Raw genomic sequence first — 21,390 nt, forward strand, 5'->3', positions numbered from 1 at the left:
TGACTGAAAACAGGGAGGGAGTCGTATCCCCGACCATGTGAGAAGTTATGCGAAACGTAGTGTAGAAGAGCACTGGAACGGAGCTTTTAACGACGAAGATGAGCGTTTGTCGCCACGTTGAATTACTCGCGTAGGTCGGACATCTTCGCCTTGCCCATCAACAGCATCGTAAAGAATGCCAAGCTTAGCGGAATCAGCGTCCACAAGAATGTTTGCGCGATCGAGCTACACAATACGTCGGTCACCTTGTCCAAAATGTCAGTTGGAATTTTTGCACGTAGTTCTGGAGATAAAATCGCGCGGCTATCGATGTGCTTAAACATAGCCGGAACCCCGTCTGCAAACAGGTTCCGCTGCACCACGCCATAAATTGTAATCCCAACGGTCATCCCGAACGAGCGGATAAAGTTGTTCGTCGCACTCGCCGTTCCGCGCTCACTCGGATTAATTTTATACAGGCTCGCCGTCCCGAGAATCGAGAACGATGGGCCAATCCCAACGCCTAGCATCACCATGTAAATCGTCAACATGTAGCGCGGCGTATCCGGCGTCAGCGTCCCGAACAAAATCGTCGTGACAAACGTCAAAATCCCAGCGCAAATCATAATCGAGCGGAAACTAAAGCGGTTCGCCAAATTCCCCGAAACGGCCGCCATCACGCTCGTCCCAACCATCATCGGCAGGAGTAACAAGCCCGAATTCGTCGCCGTTCCACCATCCACACCTTGCACATAAAGCGGAATATAAATCGTCGCCACCATGAAGACGCCACCGTACAGCATCCCCGTCAGCACCGTCCCCAAGTAAACGTTTCGCTTAAACAAGTAAAACGGTAAAATCGGATCCGACGCGCGGCGCTCCACGAAAATCAGCACAATCATCGCGACCACAAACAACGCAAACAGACTCAAAATCTGCACAGAATCCCATGCATATGTCTGCCCACCAAGCTCTAGCCCGAACATCAAAGCAACCGTTCCACCAACAAGGAAGAACGCGCCCAGCCAATCAATTTTAGCTTTATTATGTTTCGGCGATTCTTTATAAAAAGTACTAATTAAAAATAAGGCCACAATTCCAATCGGTATATTGATATAGAAAATCCAGTGCCAGCTAATGTTATCCGTGATGAACGCGCCAAGTAGCGGTCCAACAACGCTTGATAGTCCGAATACCGCACCAAACCAACCGCCGACGCTCGCTCTTTTTTCTAGCGGCAATACGTCCCAAATAATTGTGAACGCAATCGGCATCAACGCACTACCACCGATACCTTGAATCGCTCGGTAAATCGCGAGCTGCGTCATCGATTCCGCCGTCCCACATAAAATCGATCCAATTAAAAATAAAGTAATCCCGAACACGTAGAACCGCTTCCGTCCATACATATCCGATAATTTCCCGAAAATCGGCATTCCTGCCATTTCTGCCACTAAGTATGCCGACGTAATCCAAACATACTTATCAAGTCCCCCTAAATCCCCTACAATTGTGCCCATACTTGCCGCAACAATCGTGTTATCAAGAGAAGAAACAAAGATTCCGAGCATGAGCGCTACCAATACCGGAACTATTTTCGTTTCTGTTTTTGCCATTTTCCTCACCCTTCTTGACCCCAACCATGTATAATAGAGTTATCACAGTTCGCCTTCTTAATTTAACACTGTTAAATTATATCCCTATTCCCCTGAAAATAAAATCAGTCTAAAGGAGTATTTTTAGTGAGCAAAAAAAGGAATCTGACCAAAGAAAAGATCATTCTGGCCTCATTAGAAGTTTTACAGAAGCATGGTATACAAAAATTGTCGATGCGTAAAGTGGCCGAAGCGATGAACGTCCAAGCCCCTGCGATTTATTGGCATTTTAAGAACAAACAGGATTTGCTTCAAGGGTTGGCGAGCTACATGTCATCCCAGATTGAGCTCCCTGATTCGACGCTCTCTTGGCAGGAAAAAGCGCGTATTATTGCGATCCGAAGCCACGATATGATGCGCGAAATCCCAGACGGCGCGGAAATCATGATGAAAACTGTTCCTGTGGATATCCACCGTTTGACGCTGATTGATTGCTTGTTCCGCGCTTTTTCGGACGCTGGATTCAGTGAAGATCAGACGCTTGCTCTATGCAATTTGATCGATAATTATGTGACGGGCATTGCGCTGGATGAAACGTCACAGGACCGGACGCTGAGCGAAGTTGGGCCGGATAAAATACATGGACTTTTTGCCTCGATGTTCGAACGGGAAGATACGCAAAATCTCAAAGTACTGCCAGCTATGAAAAAGCACGCTGCATCTGGCAATCGTTTTGATTTGAATTTTCTATTTGGACTGGACGTTATTATCGCTGGTGCTGAGAAGTTGCTGGCGTCAAATGAAGGAGTGTAAACTATGCGCAAAGATAAGATATTACAAGGGGAACGCGTTTTCTTGCGTCCATTGAATGCAGACGATCAAGATACATACTATACGTTATTTTTTGACAAGGATGTGCGCCGCCTAACGGGAACAAAACAGGCTTTTACGTACGCCCAAATCGAGCAATACATCGCGAATAAATGGCAGGACAGTAGCGCGGTGTTGTTGCTGATTTGCTTGCAAGATACGGAGGAAGTGATTGGCGACATTGCGCTACAGGATATCGACACGACGAATCGCAACGCCAACATACGGATCGCGATTGGAAAAGCGGAACATCAAAGTAAAGGCTACGGCTCAGAGGCGATGCGACTCATGCTCGATTACGGCTTCGGAATTTTGAATTTGCACCGCGTCGAACTAAACGTATTTGCCTACAATAAACAAGCCGCCCGCGCCTATGAAAAAGTCGGTTTCACAATCGAAGGCGTGCAACGAGAAGCCTTGTTTTACGACCACGCGTATCACGATTCGATTGTGATGAGCATACTCGCTCGGGAATATCGCGAAAAATATCTAAAATAACCTCAAAAAAGGATGGAAGCTGATGTATTTGAGTCAGCCTCCATCCTTTTCCTATACTATTAACGTTTTCTGCGTGTGTATAACATCGTGCTCAGAATCAAGAATCCACCAGCAAACAAGAATAGCCATTCCTCTGCCTCCCCGGTATGCGGCAATGTCTGATTCCCTTTTTTCACACCTTTTATCGTCGTGTCACTGCCATGATTCATCGGTGTTGGTGTATTCGTGTCCGGCTTATCTGGCGTGCTTGGTTTGTTTGGTTTATCTGGTTTATCTGGATTCGTTGGTGGTATCACAATTTTCGCATCGGTTACGACAACTGTGATTGGCTTCGTACTAAGCTCTGGAATCGCTACCTGCTTCGGTTCTGGGTCAACTGTATACCCTTTTGGCGGCTTCAGTTCCTTGACATAGTACTTACCTGGAATCAATTTAGGGAAATGCACTTTACCGTCTGCCTGCGTGATTCCTTTGGCAACCATTTTTTGATTTGCGTCTAGAATGCTGTAAGAGGCGCCTTTTAGCGATATCTTCTCGTCATCCCGATCGACTTTATGAACGATGATGCTACCATAATCTTTTTGGTTTGTAAATGTTACTTCTTTCACCGTGGTTTGGTTTTCATCAATCGTGAACGGTATTTTTGTGGTACCCAACAGATAACCTTTTGGCGCTGTTTTCTCTTGGAAATAATAATCCCCTGGTGCTAAATCCGTCGCGCCTAACTCACCCAAATTATTGCTCACGAGATTTTCTTGAATGCGCGTTCCACCATCTGTATATAAGTCAAAAATGGCACCCGCTAGCCGTTCTTTCGTCTCGCTAGCCGTTTTCGTCAATTTGACCGAGCCCGGAATAAGCGTATTTGGCATCGTTACCTCTACTTCTTCTTGTTGAGACGGAACAATCGTGAACGGTACTGGCGTTGGATCGAGTTCATAGCCAATCGGTGCACTCGTCTCGATAAACTGATAATCCCCTGGCAATAAATCAGCCGTTTCAATTTCACCATCCGCATTCGTCGTTAAATCCGTCTGAATAACGTTGCCGTTCATGTCCTCTACCTTGAAAACTGCTCCAAACAAGTGATCATCAGGATTGACGCTATCTTCCTTCATCAGCATCGCCTTACCACGTATCATCTCGTTCGCATAATTAATCGTCAAGGTTTGCTGCTGCCCTTTCACCACGGTAAATTTGAGCGGAATCGTCGGTAAGCGATAATGCGTCGGCGCTTGTGTTTCCATCAATTCGTACTCACCCGGCGCTAAGTTATCGATGTAGATATCTCCCGTTTCATCCGTTGCAGCCGTTTCTCCAAGCGAGATATTCAAGCCCAACGATTTCAATCTAAATTTAGCACCCAACAAACTTTTCGATGGATTCACGCTATCCGCTTTATGCAACCGAATCGATCCTGTCAAAAGTGTATTCTTCGCTTCCAAATACAGCCCCTCTTGTTGCGCTTTTACAATCGTAAACGGTATTGGCGTGCTATCTAACTGATAAAATTCTGGTGCTTGCGTTTCTTGCAAAATATAATCGCCTGGATCAAGATCCGGTATCGTTATCTTCCCGAAGACGTCCGTCACTAGGTTTTCTTGCAACGTCACACCTTCACCATCTGTCAGCTTAAACACTGCTCCCGGCAATGCTTCGCCAGACACACTATCTACTTTATCCAACGATACAGTACCCGGAATAATCTTATTCAGCGCTTGAACCGCCACAGCCTCCTGTTGTCCTTTTGCAATCGTAAAGTCTACTGGCGTCGCGTCCAAATAATAACCATATGGCGCGGCAGTTTCAATAAACTGATAATCTCCCGGCGCCAAATCGTTCACCCGGATAAGCCCGTCTTCGCTGCCAGTCAAATTATCCTGCACCAAGTCACCGTTACTATCCACCACTTTAAAAGTAGCACCATCAATCGGCGTTCTTGTTTTCTGATCCAGCTTCGTTAAGACTGCACCACCTTTTGTCAGCGTATTCGTCGTCGCAACACTCGCCTTCGTTTGTTGCGATTTAACAATTGTAAACGGAATTGGCGTCGCATCCAGCATATAGCCAAATGGTGCCGCGGTTTCCACAAACGTATACGCGCCCGGCGCCAAGTCTTTCGTTGTGATTTGACCACCTTGATTCGTCACTAAGCCCGATTGCACCACTTCTCCTTGTGAATTTTTCACGTCAAAAGTCGCGCCCTCAATCATGAGCAGTGGATTCACGCTATCCGTTTTCGTCAACATCGCCTTCCCAGTCAATAACGTATTCGTGTAAGCAATCTCCAAAGCCGTCTGCTGTCCTTTCACAACCGTGAATGCAATCGGCGTCGTTGGCAGTTGGTAATCCGTTGGTGCCACCGTTTCCATGAGTTCATAATCCCCCGGTGCCAAATTATCGATCGAAAGTTTACCATCTTGATCCGTCGCTACCGTTTCGCCAAGGTCTGTATCCGTCGTCACCGATTTCAGTGAAAACTTCGCCCCTGCCAAATTCACAGCCGCATCCACATCATCCGTTTTATGCAAGGTCACAGCACCCGTTTCCAGCGTATTCGTCGCCGTTAACTGCACCGCCTCCTGTTGTGCCTTCACAATCGTAAACGGAATCAGCGTACTATCCAATTGATAATATTGCGGCGCTATCGTTTCCTGCAACGCATAATCACCTGGATCCAAGTTCGGAATCGTTATTTTACCAAACGCATCCGTCGTCAAGTCTTCCTGCAACACATTATCATCGCCGTCCAGCAACTTGTAAACCGCGCCCGGCAAAACTTCTCCCGACACATCGTCCGTTTTCGACAACGTCACGGTACCCGGTATAATTTTATTTGGAGCACTCACCGAAACAGGTTCCGCCTGCCCTTTTGTAATCGTAAATGGAATCGGCGTTGCATTTAAATAATATCCCGTCGGTGCCGCCGTCTCGATAAACTGATAGTCCCCCGGTGCCAAATCATTCACGCGAATCACACCATCAGAACCACCAACCAAGTCCTCCTGCACTAGGTCGCCGTTACTATCCACCACTTTAAAAGTAGCACCATCAATCGGCGTATTGGTTTTCTGATCTACTTTCGTCAATATAACATCGCCCGGCGTCAGCACATTGCTCGCGTCCACTTTCACCGCCGCCACTTGCGACTTACCAATCGTAAACGGAACTGGCGTCGCGTCTAGAATATAGCCAAATGGCGCGCTCGTTTCCACAAACGTATAATCACCCGGCGCCAAATCCTGCGTCGTAACCACACCATCAGCGTCCGTCACTAAGCCCGTTTGCACCGTGTCACCATCCGCATCCAACACATCAAACGTCGCATCCGGAATCGTAATCAGCGGATTCACACTATCCCGTTTCGTCAACTCCGCCTTGCCTTTAATCAACGCGTTCGCATAATTCACATCCAGCGCCGTCGTCTGATTTTTAACAATCGTAAAATGATACGGCGTCGTCGGCAACTGATAATGCGTCGGAGCCTTCGTTTCCATCAAGTCATACTCCCCAGGCGCCAAACCATCGATGTACAAATCACCATTCGCATCGACCTCAAGCGATGCATCGACCACATTCCCCGTCGCGCTATCCGTCAACGTGAACTTCGCGCCAGCCAATTTCTGCGCGGCATCCACACTATCCACCTTATGGAACATCATCGCGCCCGTTTTCAGCGTATTCTTCGCCGTCAACTGCAAAGCATCCTGTTGCGCTAGCGTAATCGTAAATGGAATCGGCGTACTATTCAGCTGATAAGCAACCGGCGCCCCCGTTTCCACCAAAGCATAATTTCCTGGATCAAGGTCTGGAATCGTCAACTTCCCGGACGCATCCGTCACAAGCCCCGTTTGCAGCTCATTCTGATTCCCATCCAATAATTTAAAAGTAGCACCAGCAAGCGTTTCCCCACTCACATTATCCACCTTCGTCAAAACAACCGTCCCCGGAATCACCTTATCAAGCGCGTTAACCGTCACTTCCTGCAACTGCGATTTCACAATCGTAAACGGAATCGGCGTACTATCCAAATAATAACCCGTCGGTGCCGCCGTCTCCACAAACTGATACGTTCCCGGTGCCAAATTCGTCACATGCACTTTCCCAGCCGAGTCACTCGTCAAGTTCGCCTGCACCAAATCACCGTTACTCTTTTGCAACGAGAAAACCGCTCCTGCAAGTACCGCTCCCGACTTCTTATCCTTCTTCGTCAACGTGATCCCGCCCGTTTTCAGCGTATTTGTCATCGTTTTAGCAACAACATTCGTGCTTCCCGTCGCTTTTGAAATCGTAAACGGAATTGGTGTCGCATCCAACTTGTAATCCGTCGGAGCCACCGTTTCCACCAATGTATAATTTCCAAGCGGCAAGTTCGGAATCTCCAGCTTCCCTTGAATATTCGTCGTCAAATTCGATTGCAACGTCGTCCCCGCACTGTTCAGCAATTTAAACACCGCACCAGCGAGCGGCACATGCGTCACACTATCCTCTTTCGTCAGTGAAATCGTGCCCGGAATCAGCGAATCGTAAGCACTCACCGCAACCGCCGTCGTCTGTTTTGCCGCAATCGTGAACGGAACTGGCGTCGTGTTCAGCTGGTAACCCGTTGGCGGCGTAACCTCCACAAACGAATAACTGCCCGCCGACAAATTCGACACTTTAATTTTCCCGTTACTATCTGTTGTCAAATTGTCCTGAACCACCACATTGCCCTTTTTCAACTGATAAACCGCACCAGCCAAGGCCGTCGTCGTACTCGTTTGATATTTCGTCAGCGTCACTTCTCCAACAAACAGCGCATTTTTCACTGTCACCGCTTTTGTCGTCGCCGCAATGTTCACCGCCATCCCCGTTTCCAACGAGTCTGAAATAACATAACCAGTTGGCGCCACCAGCTCTTTTATCAGGTAGTTCCCGTACCGCAAAGCACCAAAAACAACTTGACCATTGCTATCCGAGACGCCCGAACGCAACACAACCGTTCCCGTCGAATCATAAAGCGCGAGTGTAGAACCAGCAAGCGGCGTCGTTCCACTATCCGTTTTCGTCACCGTAATCGTCCCACGAACACCGGTACCACTACCGCCACCGTCCGTCACTTTTACAACAACATTCGAAGTCGTTTCCACTTGTTCCGTCGTGATATTCGCACCGGCTAGTTTAATCGAATTACTAGCAGTCTCTTGGTTATTCGCATCGATAAAAGAACTGTACTTCAAGATATAAGCCGTTGAAATCGTATTAGCAAACGTAATTTTAAAAGTTTGGGCACCCGTCGTATTATTCGTTGTAATCGCTAATGTATAGTCCTGTCCCTGCACGAGTTCCGCTCCTTGTGTAAAGGTCCCGTTCACAGCCTCCACTGTCTTATACAAATGGAACGAAGCTGGAATCAAAACTTGGTTACTCGTTGGCGTATCTATAAGCGTCGCATTCGAAACCGTTGACTGCCCTGCATTAACAGTAGCCGTCCAATCAATATTGGCTCCATTTTGAACACCCGTTTTTCCGACATAACTACCACCACTCGGAATATTCACGTTACCTGTCCAAGAACCAAAATCCTGCGTCCCGTCTTTTAACGTCGCCGTATTGGTGTACGTGGACACGATGAGTTTATCCGCCAGACTCGTTTTATACGTAATATAGTAAGCCGTTTGAATACTATGATTGAAATGTACCGTAATAATACCGCCCGTTGTGTCTAGCGTGTACTCACTACTCGGTACAATCCCACCATCCGAATAGCTATTCTGCCCCGTGCCAAGCGTCATTTTATGCACTTCAATCGAACTCGGTATCAACGCCTGATTCGCTGTCACGGTATCTGTAAAAATAGGATCCGCCACAGGTAGTAAATTATAGTTCATGCCAACCGTCCACGTGATAAGCTTCTGCTGCGCGTCATACGTCCCCGATTTAAAACCATTATTTTTCGTATAATCACCCGGATTCACATTAACAACGACCGAACTCGTATCATCACCATTAATTTCCGTCCAAAAAATTGAAGCCACATTTTCAAAATTGTTTGGCGCCGTTACCTCCGAATAATTAAACGAGGTACTGTATGTCAATCGCAGCGTATGTGTCATATTTTGTTCGTAGTTTCCAATTAACTCAATCGTGAAGCCTTTTCCGTCCCCGTATTGCGTTAATATATAATCAACACCCGCCACTAAAACACTATTCGCATTATTTGTGTCCACAAGTCTCACCGTACTCGGAATCAGTGTTAAACCATCCGATGTAAAACGGTCCTTGATGAAAACATTGTTCATAATATAATTGTTATTGTTGATAACCTGTTGCCACTGCATAACCTTCGTATTATAATTCGTACTCGTCACCGTTTTGCTAATATTTCCTTGGGTGACACTTCTCGTTGATGATGCAGTACTCGTTGTCGAACCATTTGGCGTCGTTACGGTATTCGCAACACTAAGATTTGTTGTTATAATATTCGTCGGCGTCGTATCATACGTAATCACATACGCCCCAGTGATCGCTTGATTAAACTGCAAATTAAAACCATTTTGTGTCCCCGTTGATGTAGGCGTCACCGTATACGCACTAGCCGGTACTGTACTACCAACCGTCGCCACGCCTGCCCCATCAATACTTACATTTTTAACAACAATCGATCCTGCCACAAGCCCGTATGTGTTTGTAAATAAATCACGAATAATGGCATTGGGTTGCGTGATAGGCGCCGTATCGTAGTTATAATTTATCGTCCATGAAATTTTTTGCGTTTTAGAATCATACGTACTTGATTTATTCAGACGTTTCCCGCGATTAACCGGCACTGTAGAAGAGGCAGTAACCGTAGGATTATTCGTACTCGTCAGATTCGCCGTATTCGTGAAAGTTGTCTTCGTTAAATCCGTAATATTAGTCGAGTACCTAACCTCGTACGCCTTAATACTACTATCCGCAAAATCAATTTCTAGCGTATTGTTCGCATTTGGCACAATCGTGTACTCAGAAGGATCCGCTAAAGCTCCCACCGCGTTTGTCCCATTCGTAAAAACATTCAACTTGTAAACTTGAATAGACGTTGGATCAAGTGACAGCCCTGTTGGAATCGGGTCTCTCAGAATACTCTTTTTAAGGAGCTTCTGATTTCCGTTCACCTGGACTCTCCAGTTAATAGAGGTCGGGTTATACGTAGCATTCGCTGTCCCCGCTTTCGTAATACTACTCCCACCACTCGGTATGAAATTCAATGTAAAAGTAGCACCTTCATCTACCGGAAAAGTCACTGTCTTCGTTGTAATACCAATGATCTGCTGCTGATCAAAATACGTGGTAAAATGCTCTTCCCCCTGCACATTAGAAGATGTTTCTGCATTTTCATTGAACGTCATCACGACAGTATGATCTGTATTCACAACAAACGTTCCATATTCGCCAAATGTTCCCGTAATTGGGCTAGTAACCGCAAAAAGGGTTGGAATCGAGAACGTATACGTATCTCCGTTCTTTACATTTAAAGAATCAGGAAGTTCCCAATTAATCTGAATTTTCGCCTGTGAATCTATCGTTGGTCGGTTTTCATCTGTAAACGGATTCCCATTAAGGTCTGTTAACACGACACTTGTTAAAATATTAGAAGTAATCGCGGTTCCTTCAATCGACGCCACAGATGCATTCGACTTCGCTTTTGATTTTACCGTTGCCTCTTTCTTTGTGTCTTTCTCAGGCTCTTTTGTAACCTGCGTTCCATTATCTGTCTTTTCATCCTGTAAAAGCGGCACATCAACCGTCACTAACTGCGTACCAAGATTAAATTTCAGCGGCAGAAGCTTCTCTTTCGTATCACTCTTAAGCGTCGCATCTAAAACGATTTCCCCCTGTTTATCCTCCGTAAATCCCGTTGCCTTCTCATTAAACGTCAAATGCAACGTATGCTTCGCGTTATCCATTACCAATGTCCCGTACGTCACACCATCAATTTGGAAATCCTCACTCAAATTCTTCTCCAAATTCACGTTTTCCGGCATCGTCAAATAAACCTCTTTGCCAGCCAAATTTTCCCCACTAGCAATCGTCCAGCCGTACCGAATAGCCACCTTGCTTTTCTCCAATTGCAGCGGTTCCGAATCCGCCGTTATCGCCTTACCAGCCCCATCCTCCACAACAACACCTGTAAAAAAGTCCTTTTCCACAGCGTCCAGATTCTCAGATTGAGCCGGAATCGCCGTCAAAACCGTGAACGCCACCAACATGAAAGTAAGCACCGAAGCCAGTATTCTCTTCATCATTCTCTCCCCCATTTTCTAATACAAAAAAAACAGCTACTTCTATCTCTCCGAAAAAACCGAACTACTTTCCTATCGGATTATATATGTACCTAAAGTAACCACAAATTTCGCATTATAATTATCTAATAAGTAATTTTTTTTACACAAAATTACTCTAGAAGTATTTAATACCACTATCTACTATTTCCAAACACGATAAAATTCTAAATATGGGAAATAAAGCTACATATAAAGAACAAAAGATTTACAAAACAGCGTCAAATAAGACACAAATACACATTATTCCCGTTTCAAAAAAATTTTTTCACTATAGTTAATACACCCTTTAATATAGATTTATTTTCCATTATTAGATGAAAAAAAGGTAAGGACTCTAACAATAAAATCCCTTACCTCTAAAGCTAGTATTATTCATTTCTTGAAAACTGTGCATCATGCAAATTACGGTACGCGCCATTCCTTGCCAGCAACTCCGCATGCGTTCCCTGTTCCGCAATTCCAGACTCGTTCACCACAATAATCCGGTCCGCATGTTTAATCGTCGCCAATCGATGCGCAATAATCAACGTCGTCCGCCCCTTCGCGAGCTCGTCTAACGACTGCTGAATCACCAGTTCCGTTTCCGTATCAAGCGCTGATGTCGCCTCATCCAAAATCAAAATCGGCGGGTTTTTCAAGAACATGCGCGCAATCGCCAGCCGCTGCTTCTGTCCACCAGAAAGCTTCACACCCCGCTCCCCGATAAGCGTATCCAAACCATTCGGCATCTCATCCACAACTTTCTCCAAATGCGCCAGTTTCACCACATATTGAATTTCCTCATCCGTCGCATCCAATTTTCCGTACGCAATGTTCTCCCGAATCGATCCCGAAAACAAGAACACATCCTGCTGCACCACACCAATTTGCGCCCGTAAAGAAGCCAGCGTCATCGCCTGAATGTCCATCCCATCGATCGTAATCGCGCCCGCCGTCACATCATAAAACCGCGGCAACAAGTTACAAATCGTCGTTTTCCCAGCACCAGAAGGCCCAACAAACGCAATCGTCTCGCCCGCCTTCACCTGCAAATCAATCCCATCCAGCACCATTTTTCCTGAATCATATTGGAACGACACATTCTTGTACGAAATATCACCATGCAAATGCGCCACGTCCACTGCATCCTCCCGGTCCACAATCGCCGGCTTCGTGTCAATCACCTCAATAAACCGCTTAAATCCAGCAATCCCTTTCGGATAACTCTCAATCACCGAATTAATCTTCTCAATCGGCCGCATAAACACATTCGTTAGCAAAATAAAGCTCACAAACTGCCCGTACGAAATCTCATCATTAATCACAAAATACGATCCAAAAAACAGCGCAAATAACGTAATCAAGCGCATCAAAAAGTAGTTAAACGAGAAACTAAATCCCATCACCTTATAAAACATCAATTTCGATTGGCGATACGTCTGATTCAGCAATCCAAAACGCTCCCGCTCAAAACCTTCATTCGCAAACGCCTGCACCACACGCACACCACTAATCGCGTTCTCCACGCCCGCATTAAAACTACCCAAATCCTTAAAGATCTGCGTATTCACACCCGTCATCTTTTTGTTAAACAGAATAATCAAAACGCCTAAAATTGGCACGAGCACAATCGTCATCACCGCAAGCTTCACATTAATCGTCATCATCAACAAAAACGCCCCAACAAGCGACATAATCGAAATGAAAATATCCTCCGGTCCGTGATGCGCGACCTCTCCAATCTCAAACAAATCCGTCGTCATCCGCGACATCAATTTCCCTGTTTTCTGATTGTCATAATACTCAAACGGCTGCTTCTGCAAATGCGCAAACAAATCCCGGCGCATATCCGTCTCAATATTGAGCCCCAACATATGCCCCCAATACGTCACAATATACTGCATAAACATATTCAAAAAATAGAAAAACAACAACGCCAAAGCCGCCGTCACAATCAATCCCCAGTCTTTATTCGGCAACAACTTATCAATCACCTGATTCACAGCCACCGGAAACGCCAACTCAAGGAGCGCCGCAATAACCGCACACCCAAAATCAATTATAAATAAAAGCTTATAAGGCTTATAATAACTAAAAAATCGTCTCAACATCATCTTACCTCCCCTTTCTGTCACGGAAATTCTATTATAACAAACAAACGCGCACCTGCCTAGTTGAGAATCTTTCTCAATAAAAAAAGTTCCCGCTACACGCAAGAACCTCCCCCTCAAAAAATCACATTTTCCTGAATCACATCGAGCTTTTTAATAATAATATACCGATTCTGCATCGCTATAACGCCCTCCGCCTTCAACTGCTGAAAAATCCGATTCACACTACTCGCCGAATTAATCCCGCAAAAATGCCCAATTTCCTCATTGCTCACCAAAAAATCAATCAAAAACTGATCCTGTTCTATCTCCACACCAAACAATTTATACAACTCATAAAGCTGCGTACAAATAGCCCCTAATTTGCCATTCATCAACATTTGCTGCATCTTCTTAATCGACTCCAAAAGCCGCGTCCGGTAGTAATCCTTCACATAAATCTGCAAATCACCATTCCCATTCACATCCCTCCAAAACTGAACCCGATCAATCCGATATAACTCCGCACTATCCGACTCCACCCGAATATTAAAAGGCGCATTCGCAAACTGAGAATACTCATCTTTTAGTAGCGACACAATATCCATCTTATTAATATAACCCAGATTAAATTCGCGACCATCCCTTGAAATAATACTCGTCTTGATAATCCCACTTTTTAAAATATACACATACGAATCTTCCAGTCCCTCATACGTTAAATATTTGCGGCGCGCCCTCGTAACAATCGGAAAATCATTGGCACTGACATATTCACTAAGAATATCCTGATTCATTATTCCATCCCCTTTATCCAAAATCCCGCTTATCTATCTCCATCATACAGAATCCCTCCACATTTATTCACAACATTTGTTATACATTTTTGTATATATCATACTAGATTACCAAATTAAAAAGTACGCGGACAAAAAAAGCTCTATACTAATGCTTGTTATCAAGAAAGGGAGTTTTATCGCATGAAAGAAAAATTATTCAACAAAGGTTTCATTTTAATCACACTCATTAACTTCGTCGTGTACCTCGTCTATTACTTATTAATGGTTATCATCGCCGTCATCGCCCAAGAAAACTTGAACGCATCACTTGGCGAGGCTGGTTTTGCATCTGGCATCTACATCATCGGTACATTGCTAGCCAGACTCTATATGGGAAAGAAACTAGAATTACTCGGTCGACAACGCGTTCTGAGATACGGTATCTTGTTCTTTTTATTCACCACAATCGCTTACATATACATGCCCTCTATTTCCGTCATGTTCCTCATTCGCTTTTTAAACGGCTTTGCTTACGGAACTACCTCCACAGCCACCAATGCCATCGTCACATCCTATATCCCTAAATCAAGAAACGGGGAAGGCATCAATTATTACGGACTTAGCACAAGTTTAGCCGCAGCAATTGGTCCCTTTATCGGCATGATTATGCTCAGTCAAACAAGTTTTTATACCATCATTCTTTTCTCCAGCATCCTTGTACTCCTAACAACCCTTCTCTGCTTCTACCTCCCTGTGAAAAATATCGTTTTAACAGACGAACACCGCAAAGCATTGAAAACCTGGACTCTATCAAGCTTCGTGGAATTGAAAGTACTGCCAATCGCTTTCGTCGCCTTTTTGATGGGCATCTCTTATTCCACCGTACTCACATTTCTTGCTTCTTACGCCAGAGCCATCGATCTCGTCAGCGCCAGCACCTTTTTCTTCGTTGTTTACGCCTTAGTCATAACCTTCACCAGACCCATGTCCGGCAAACTATTCGATGTCAAAGGTGAAAAATTCGTTATGTATCCAAGCTATTTCTTCTTAGCCGTGGGATTATTCGTTCTAAGCACCGCCTCGACCAGCTTTGTCTTGCTTCTTTCCGGCGGCTTAATCGGCTTAGGCTACGGAACATTTATGTCCAATGGGCAAGCCGTCAGTTTAAAAGTTTGCGAACCACACAGAATCGGCATCGGCTTATCCACCTACTTTATCGGGCTTGATCTCGGCTTAGGAATCGGACCCTACATCATGGGCGAAATCCACCACGTCCTATCCTTCCAAGGCCTCTACATCATTGCCGGAATCATCGCCTTCGCCTGCATTTTCGTCTATATGTACTTTTCAAAAAGATATGTCACCATGCCCGCACCAAAAAATTTAAAAGGAAGTGAAGAAATATGAACCATCTACTTTTAGTAACAGCAGCCGGCTACATCATCGGCCATCAACTTGCAGATAACGAAAAAAATCAATCCATCACGCTCGGAGACGTTCATATCAACAATACCGCGCAACGGTTGATCGACCATTTTGAAAGCTTAGAAATCGCGAAAGAACACATTATCGGCTATAAAGCCCTATCCACCGACGACACACAAAACCTCATTGCAAGATGGCAAGCCGATTATTTTACCACTTCATAATAGACGAAAGGTTTAGGATATAACTCCAAACAAGACAAAATCGCCTGCCCCTTTATTTTTGGGTAAGACGAAAATAATGCGTTACACAAATCGAGCGAAAGCGTTTGTATTCAGGGGATTTGGTGGAATGAGGATGGCAAACTCATTCCATTCTTTTGCATATTGAGGTTCTAATTCGCCTTGCTTCAAAGAACAACAACAAAGCGGAGCATACTGGTGTATGTGATGACTGAAAGCAGGGAGAGGGTAGTTTCCTCGACCATGCAAGAAGTTAAGCGAAACGGCTCTTGTATAGCAGAAACGTAAAGATGTACCGCATCCTTGTTTTAAATAGCTAGAAGGAACGCCTATTTTCGATGCTTATAGGTACAACTCATTTCGAACAGCCGGGAAGGATTACATGCTCGCTTTGCTCTCATGCATATTGGGGCTGTAACTCATTACATTTCGAACAGCCCCAACAATGCGAACGCTTGTCGCCGATTTATTTGGGTTATGCATCAGACTCTGTATTCTTGGTTCGCCGTCCAAATGGTATCATCGCAATCGCGCCGAAAATCGTGCAACTATAATACGTAATCAAGCGCCATAAAATCAGTCCAATCACCAATTTATCTGGGCTCAGCACCATTCCAAAAAACGAGGTAAAGCTATATTCCGCGCCACCACTACCACCAGGCGTTGGGATCGAGGACGACAATTTCATCACAAATGCATGATATGTCATCACTGTCATCAAACCAACATCCGTCACGCCCATGCTAAGTAACACAAAATAAGGAATACTCAAATAAAATAGGAGCTGAACAGTCGTGTACCCGACACATTCCCAAATCAATCGTTTATTCCCACTAAAACGCACACTCTCCTCATGAAACGAGAAAATCTTGCTATCCGCGCTTTCACGAATCCCCTCACGCTTTTCCTTTTTAACGAATAAAAGCGCTGGCTTCAACAGAAGATGTACAATTGCCGCAGCCACACGTTCGCTTTTAGCCACCGTCATCAGAAAAACAATGACTCCTAAATTAATCACAAATCCAATCAAAATCAAGTACTTAATTTCAAATGTCGTGTGTCCAAGCAACGGAAAACCGACGATCAAAAAGAAAATAAACGTGCCGACAATCACCGCTTGATAAATAATAAACTTGATGAGTAAGACCGAGCTCGCAAGTCCGATATCGATTTTCCGTCGCGTCAATAAATAAAGCTGCGCGGGCTGTCCACCACTCGCAAACGGCGTCACCGAATTAAAAAACTGCCCAATCATCGTGATTCGAAACGATGTTCGAAGCTTCAATGTAGGATCTGCTTGCTTTCCAAAACGATGCAACACAACCGCTTCCAGCCACCAATACAAAAACATCGCCAAACAAGCAATCCCAATATAAACTAAATTCACATGCTTCAGAACATCGAAAACCGTACTCCATTTGACATCACGAAATTGGAAATAAATAAATCCAACACTAATCGCAACGACTAGCAAAATACTAATCAGATGCCGGCTCGTATTTTTACTCATCTGCCTCTATCCTTTCAAAAGCCCATCATAAAATTCCTGCCACAATCCTGTCAGTCTGGCTTCTGAATAATACGCCGCACCTTTTTTCGCGCCTTCTTTGGCCGTTTCTAAGTAAGCCTTATCGGTCGCCATCCGTTCTAATTGTGCTTTAAACCCAGCCACATCAGACGCTTCCATGTAATTCCCCGCGAGAATCCCTTCGTAAAGCTCTAAATCGCGAAGCAATACCGAAAGCCCGCTACTCATTCCTTCAAGAATCGCCATCGGGAATAATTCGTTAAAAGACGGCAAAAAGAGCACATCCGCCATATTATAATACGCATTCATATCCGCACGCTCGACAATCCCAGGAAACTGTACATTCGCAGGCGGATTATCATAAATTTCTTTCAATTCCTTGTAGCCCGCCGTGATTTTCCCAAACGAAAAACCGCCAGCCCAAATAAACTGCATCTCCGGCAACTGTTTCGCGACCTCAATGAAATCCAGAACGCCTTTACGATGCTGTACTTGCCCAACACCAATCGCCACAAACGCGTCCGGCGCAATACCATGTTCCTTGCGCAGCGCCATTTTTTCAGTCGTCTCCATTGGGTAAAACGTATTCGCGGACACGAAATTCGGAATGTACTTAATTTTCTCTTCTGGTATACCGTACGCCACCAATTGCGGAATAAACGACGGATTCACCACAACAAGCACGTCCATCCGCTTATAAAATAGAATCACATATTTATAAAAAACTTTTTTCGCAATCCACGGAAGCTCTAGACTCTCATCTAGCGTCTCCGGCAAAAAATGCACATAACCGACCATCACGCCGCGCCGTTTCTTCGCAAATGTCGATAAAAAGAACGGGAAATCAATCGTATGATAGTGTGTTATCTCAGATTTGCGATATGTATTAATAGCCACGTCGTACTTATCCGCATGGTGTGTCGTCATTAAATTAATTAATTCTCGGTAAGCAGAAGCTACCCCCTGTCCTTTTACTTTTTCCGCAGAGGATAGCATCGTAATTCTATTCATGATATTTTCTCACTTTCTTCTCTCGTTTTTGGAGAACCGCCGACGGAATGCTTAAAACATAATTGCTCACCGTATACTGATCAAGCGGCTCATACGTTCTTTGCCCATCGACCCAGCCATAATTCTCGCATACTTCCATGTAAATTTGTTCAATATTAGCACCAAACCGTTCCGCGGAAAAACTACCAATATGTTGTAGCGCATTCGCTGCCAAACGTTCTGCCACCTCAGGCTGTTGCAACATATCACACATCACCTCAGGCAACTCCCAATCCGCTCTAAAACTACGACCCGTTTTCCGATTCAAAATCAGATTCTCATTACTGCGATCCGCTTTTGCAATCACCGGAATTCCCGATGCCATCGCTTCAATATATGTCATACCTTGCGTTTCCGATGTAGACGCGCTCACAAACACATCGCCCAATTGATAAAAACGACCAATTGTTTCCCAGTCTTGTTCTCCCGCAAAGATAACCGATTTCGAAATATCTTCCGTAAACGCGAGTTCTTCAAGCTCCGCACGCGCAGGTCCATCACCAACAATCAGCAATTTCGCATTAGGAACCTTCGCCAAAACACTTGGAAAAGCTCTCACGATAATGTCGATACCTTTTTCTTGCGCTACACGTCCCACCGAAACGACCACTTTATCATCAGGTAAAATACCTAAATCCGCCTTGGTCTGCGCTAAATCTGCTTGCTTAAATCGATCCGGTTCAAACGATTTAAATTCCGTACCAGTCGGGATAATCCGAATATGATTGGCGATGCCGTAACTTCTAAGCGACGTCTGTACTTTCTCCGTTGGCACGATGACCGTATCCATCGAATCACAGAACGCACGACTTAACTTCTGCACAACGCCTTGCCCAATCAGTTTCCCCTTACCAATATAGTGTAAATAATCTTCATACATCGTGTGATACGTATGCAAAACAGGAAGATCGAATTTTTTTGCCATCTTTTTCCCGATTAGCCCCATCGAAAATTCCGTGTGGGTATGAATAACATCAATTTCGAGACGCTTAATTAAACGGGCCACCTTTTGCGTTCCAGCCATTGCGATTCGTCGCTCAGGAAAAAACACAAACGGAATGCTTGAAAAACGGAATACTTTTCCTCGTTCCGCCTCCAAGTCAGCCTGTGGGTCTGAAGTTGTAAATATATACACATTGTGTCCTCGTTTGGTTAACTCTTTTTCCATCGTCTTAATTGATGTTGCTACACCGCTAATCTGCGGAAAAAAAGTATCTGTAAAAATACCTATGTTCACTGTTTTCGCCTTCCCTCCACACCATGATACAATACCATCGTGCCATTACCCAAGCTTGTTTTCCAGCATATTTTCGTCATTAAAAGCTCCGTCCCATTGCCGTGCACCCTAGTACATCCCGCTCTGGTACTCACTTTCGCCTAGAAACTAAGCATTTAGCGACGCGCTGGTTTTTCTTGTCCATCCTTATTATAACAAAAATTCAGCCAAAAAATCATTTTATTTTTCTACAATGTCGACACATTTGGTACTTATAATTACATTATGCTACATTGGTGCCTAAATTACCTAGGCCTATGGTTTGATTTTTCCTCATACCTACGTCTTTATTATGAGAAGATGACTTTTTCGATAATCTCGATTTTTGGATCTAAGGACATCGCAACTGGGCATGATTTTTTCACGAGATGTAGCGCTTTTTCCGCCTTTGCTTGGTTTTCTGGCGCGACTTTTAAGGTGAAGGTTACTTCGATTTTCTTTAAAACACGGACGACCGCTTCTTGATCTTGCTCAAAATCAGCATGGATATTCTCAATTGTGTAGTCAATCCGCTTTTTTTCTAAAATAGAATCATATACATAACCGCTGCATGCTGCTACGGCCGCGACCGTCGCTTGTGTTGGCGAAAAACCTGTATCGCGATTTAGCTGCCAATTTCCGTTCTCATGAATCACGTCAAAACCGTTTGTACCTCTTACTATATCCATTTTCTAATTCCTCCTAATACACTTCGTAATTCTGACCAGTTTGGCCTCCAAGGATACTTTTCACAAATGCTTGCGCCACTCGCTCGGCAGGAACTGGGTTGAAACCTACGAAAAAGTCTGCGTATTTATCCCAAGATTCTTGCAATACGTTTGGGCTTACACTGTTAATTCGAATCCCTCGTGGCATCTCAATCGCCGCTGATTTGACGAATGAGCGAATCCCACCGTTCACCATGGCAGCAGAGGCGCCTTGTTTAATTGGATCATCCATCATGATTCCCGTGACAAGTGTAAAACTACCACCATCGTTCAGATATTCGAGTCCCAACAAGACGAGATTCATTTGTCCTTTTAGCTTGCCGTCGATGGATTGCTCGTTGTTTTCCGGCGTCATCGTCGTGAGCGGTCCGAAATAAGCAGCACCCGCAGCAACGACCAGCGCATCGATTTTTCCGACTTGCTCATACATCGCTTGGATGCTCGCGGGAGACGTCATATCCACCGCCACATCCGCACCCTTACGACTCGCCATAATCACCGTGTGTTCCTGCTCTAATTTTGCGACAATCGCTTTGCCAATCGTCCCCGTTGCGCCGACTACTACTATTTTCATCTAACATTCCTCCTAAACCTAATTCGTGTCCCGCCGCAGCGTCTTCGTATTAGCAACAAAAAGGGATATCAAAAGTACAAGAATCGCGCCGGACAAAAACAGCGTCGCCAGTGCACTTTCATGATCGATAATAATGTAGCGAACAATCGCTGTAATCCCGATGTAAATAAAATAACGTAGCGGGAAATGGTACTCCATCTCAAAATATTTAATAATCAAGGCTAAAAACTCAAAATAAAGAAAGAATACCAAAATTTCTTCGGTAATCTGATAAAAACTCTCGGAAGTATCATAAAAAATGCTGTGAAAAATTTCCCAAATCTCTTTAAACATCGCAATGACAAGTATCACCGCCACTAGAATCAATGCTAGATTTAACGCAGCCCGCAATAACCGTGGTGTTTTATCCGACCATTTTTTAATGGATTCTATCATCTGTTTGCCAGCTCCTCTCGTGTGTTTATCTATTGTACCAGATTTTGCCCTAGAATT

General features: G+C 44.6%; 14 protein-coding genes. 4 read left to right on the forward strand and 10 right to left on the reverse strand.

Annotation, left to right across the window (positions count from 1 at the left end; genetic code table 11):
• Nucleotides 1-122: 122 nt before the first annotated feature.
• On the reverse strand, nt 123-1,595 hold the full coding sequence (locus DUK53_RS08245) for an MDR family MFS transporter (protein WP_036132888.1): 1,473 nt from the start codon (nt 1,593-1,595) through the stop codon (nt 123-125).
• Nucleotides 1,596-1,721: 126 nt separating this feature from the next.
• Between DUK53_RS08245 and DUK53_RS08250 the strand changes: the two genes are divergently transcribed.
• Nucleotides 1,722-2,387 carry a TetR/AcrR family transcriptional regulator C-terminal domain-containing protein gene (locus tag DUK53_RS08250; protein ID WP_052165016.1) on the forward strand — a complete coding sequence of 222 codons (666 nt, stop codon included), beginning with the start codon at nt 1,722-1,724 and terminating at the stop codon, nt 2,385-2,387.
• A 3-nt stretch (nt 2,388-2,390) separates the two neighbouring features.
• Nucleotides 2,391-2,942: a GNAT family N-acetyltransferase gene (locus DUK53_RS08255; RefSeq protein ID WP_036132890.1), complete on the forward strand. Its 552-nt coding sequence runs from the start codon at nt 2,391-2,393 to the stop codon at nt 2,940-2,942.
• Between the two features lie 59 nt (nt 2,943-3,001).
• Here the strand turns inward: DUK53_RS08255 and DUK53_RS08260 are convergent, their stop codons facing one another.
• The 3 genes from DUK53_RS08260 to DUK53_RS08270 all read right to left on the reverse strand — a co-directional run bounded on the left by DUK53_RS08260 (nt 3,002) and on the right by DUK53_RS08270 (nt 14,114).
• Nucleotides 3,002-11,209 (reverse strand): SpaA isopeptide-forming pilin-related protein, encoded by an 8,208-nt coding sequence (locus DUK53_RS08260; protein WP_161564227.1) that lies wholly within the window; start codon nt 11,207-11,209, stop codon nt 3,002-3,004.
• Between the two features lie 407 nt (nt 11,210-11,616).
• Nucleotides 11,617-13,338, reverse strand: a complete 1,722-nt coding sequence (locus DUK53_RS08265) for an ABC transporter ATP-binding protein (RefSeq protein ID WP_036091222.1) — start codon at nt 13,336-13,338, stop codon at nt 11,617-11,619.
• Between the two features lie 116 nt (nt 13,339-13,454).
• Nucleotides 13,455-14,114 (reverse strand): Crp/Fnr family transcriptional regulator, encoded by a 660-nt coding sequence (locus DUK53_RS08270; RefSeq protein WP_036132892.1) that lies wholly within the window; start codon nt 14,112-14,114, stop codon nt 13,455-13,457.
• A 183-nt stretch (nt 14,115-14,297) separates the two neighbouring features.
• On the opposite strand from DUK53_RS08270, the gene DUK53_RS08275 reads away from it, so the two are divergent.
• Complete coding sequence (locus tag DUK53_RS08275; RefSeq protein ID WP_036132895.1) at nt 14,298-15,503, forward strand: MFS transporter; 1,206 nt, start codon at nt 14,298-14,300, stop codon at nt 15,501-15,503.
• On the forward strand, nt 15,500-15,745 hold the full coding sequence (locus DUK53_RS08280; RefSeq protein ID WP_036132897.1) for a hypothetical protein: 246 nt from the start codon (nt 15,500-15,502) through the stop codon (nt 15,743-15,745). Before DUK53_RS08275 ends, DUK53_RS08280 begins: the two co-directional genes overlap by 4 nt.
• A gap of 493 nt (nt 15,746-16,238) precedes the next feature.
• Here the strand turns inward: DUK53_RS08280 and DUK53_RS08285 are convergent, their stop codons facing one another.
• The 6 genes from DUK53_RS08285 to psiE form a co-directional block, all read right to left on the reverse strand.
• Entirely contained in the window at nt 16,239-17,273 is a 1,035-nt protein-coding gene (locus DUK53_RS08285; RefSeq protein ID WP_052165018.1) for a lysylphosphatidylglycerol synthase transmembrane domain-containing protein, read from the reverse strand.
• Nucleotides 17,274-17,279: 6 nt separating this feature from the next.
• A complete protein-coding gene (locus DUK53_RS08290; RefSeq protein WP_036091215.1) occupies nt 17,280-18,302 on the reverse strand; it encodes a glycosyltransferase family 4 protein in 1,023 nt (340 codons plus the stop codon).
• The gene (locus DUK53_RS08295) at nt 18,295-19,578 is read right to left on the reverse strand and encodes a glycosyltransferase family 4 protein (RefSeq protein ID WP_036132899.1); all 1,284 of its coding nucleotides are present in this window, start codon (nt 19,576-19,578) and stop codon (nt 18,295-18,297) included. The genes DUK53_RS08290 and DUK53_RS08295 overlap by 8 nt, the downstream gene beginning before the upstream one ends.
• Before the next feature lie 329 nt (nt 19,579-19,907).
• A complete protein-coding gene (locus tag DUK53_RS08300; protein WP_036091211.1) occupies nt 19,908-20,285 on the reverse strand; it encodes an OsmC family protein in 378 nt (125 codons plus the stop codon).
• A gap of 13 nt (nt 20,286-20,298) precedes the next feature.
• A complete protein-coding gene (locus tag DUK53_RS08305; protein ID WP_036091210.1) occupies nt 20,299-20,898 on the reverse strand; it encodes a short chain dehydrogenase in 600 nt (199 codons plus the stop codon).
• An 18-nt stretch (nt 20,899-20,916) separates the two neighbouring features.
• Nucleotides 20,917-21,330, reverse strand: coding sequence for a phosphate-starvation-inducible protein PsiE (gene psiE / locus DUK53_RS08310; protein ID WP_036091692.1), 414 nt, complete (start codon nt 21,328-21,330; stop codon nt 20,917-20,919).
• Between the last annotated feature and the right edge of the window lie 60 nt (nt 21,331-21,390).

Source organism: Listeria sp. SHR_NRA_18 (assembly GCF_003856515.1).
Taxonomy (GTDB): Bacteria; Bacillota; Bacilli; order Lactobacillales; family Listeriaceae; genus Listeria_A; species Listeria_A newyorkensis.

Coding starts and splice junctions, on each gene's coding strand:
- DUK53_RS08280 (WP_036132897.1), top strand. CDS start 15,500: ATGAACCATCTACTTTTAGTAACAGCAGCCGGCTACATCATCGGCCAT.
- DUK53_RS08260 (WP_161564227.1), bottom strand. CDS start 11,209: ATGATGAAGAGAATACTGGCTTCGGTGCTTACTTTCATGTTGGTGGCG.
- DUK53_RS08270 (WP_036132892.1), bottom strand. CDS start 14,114: ATGAATCAGGATATTCTTAGTGAATATGTCAGTGCCAATGATTTTCCG.
- DUK53_RS08265 (WP_036091222.1), bottom strand. CDS start 13,338: ATGTTGAGACGATTTTTTAGTTATTATAAGCCTTATAAGCTTTTATTT.
- DUK53_RS08300 (WP_036091211.1), bottom strand. CDS start 20,285: ATGGATATAGTAAGAGGTACAAACGGTTTTGACGTGATTCATGAGAAC.
- DUK53_RS08290 (WP_036091215.1), bottom strand. CDS start 18,302: ATGAATAGAATTACGATGCTATCCTCTGCGGAAAAAGTAAAAGGACAG.
- DUK53_RS08275 (WP_036132895.1), top strand. CDS start 14,298: ATGAAAGAAAAATTATTCAACAAAGGTTTCATTTTAATCACACTCATT.
- DUK53_RS08255 (WP_036132890.1), top strand. CDS start 2,391: ATGCGCAAAGATAAGATATTACAAGGGGAACGCGTTTTCTTGCGTCCA.
- DUK53_RS08305 (WP_036091210.1), bottom strand. CDS start 20,898: ATGAAAATAGTAGTAGTCGGCGCAACGGGGACGATTGGCAAAGCGATT.
- DUK53_RS08245 (WP_036132888.1), bottom strand. CDS start 1,595: ATGGCAAAAACAGAAACGAAAATAGTTCCGGTATTGGTAGCGCTCATG.
- DUK53_RS08285 (WP_052165018.1), bottom strand. CDS start 17,273: ATGAGTAAAAATACGAGCCGGCATCTGATTAGTATTTTGCTAGTCGTT.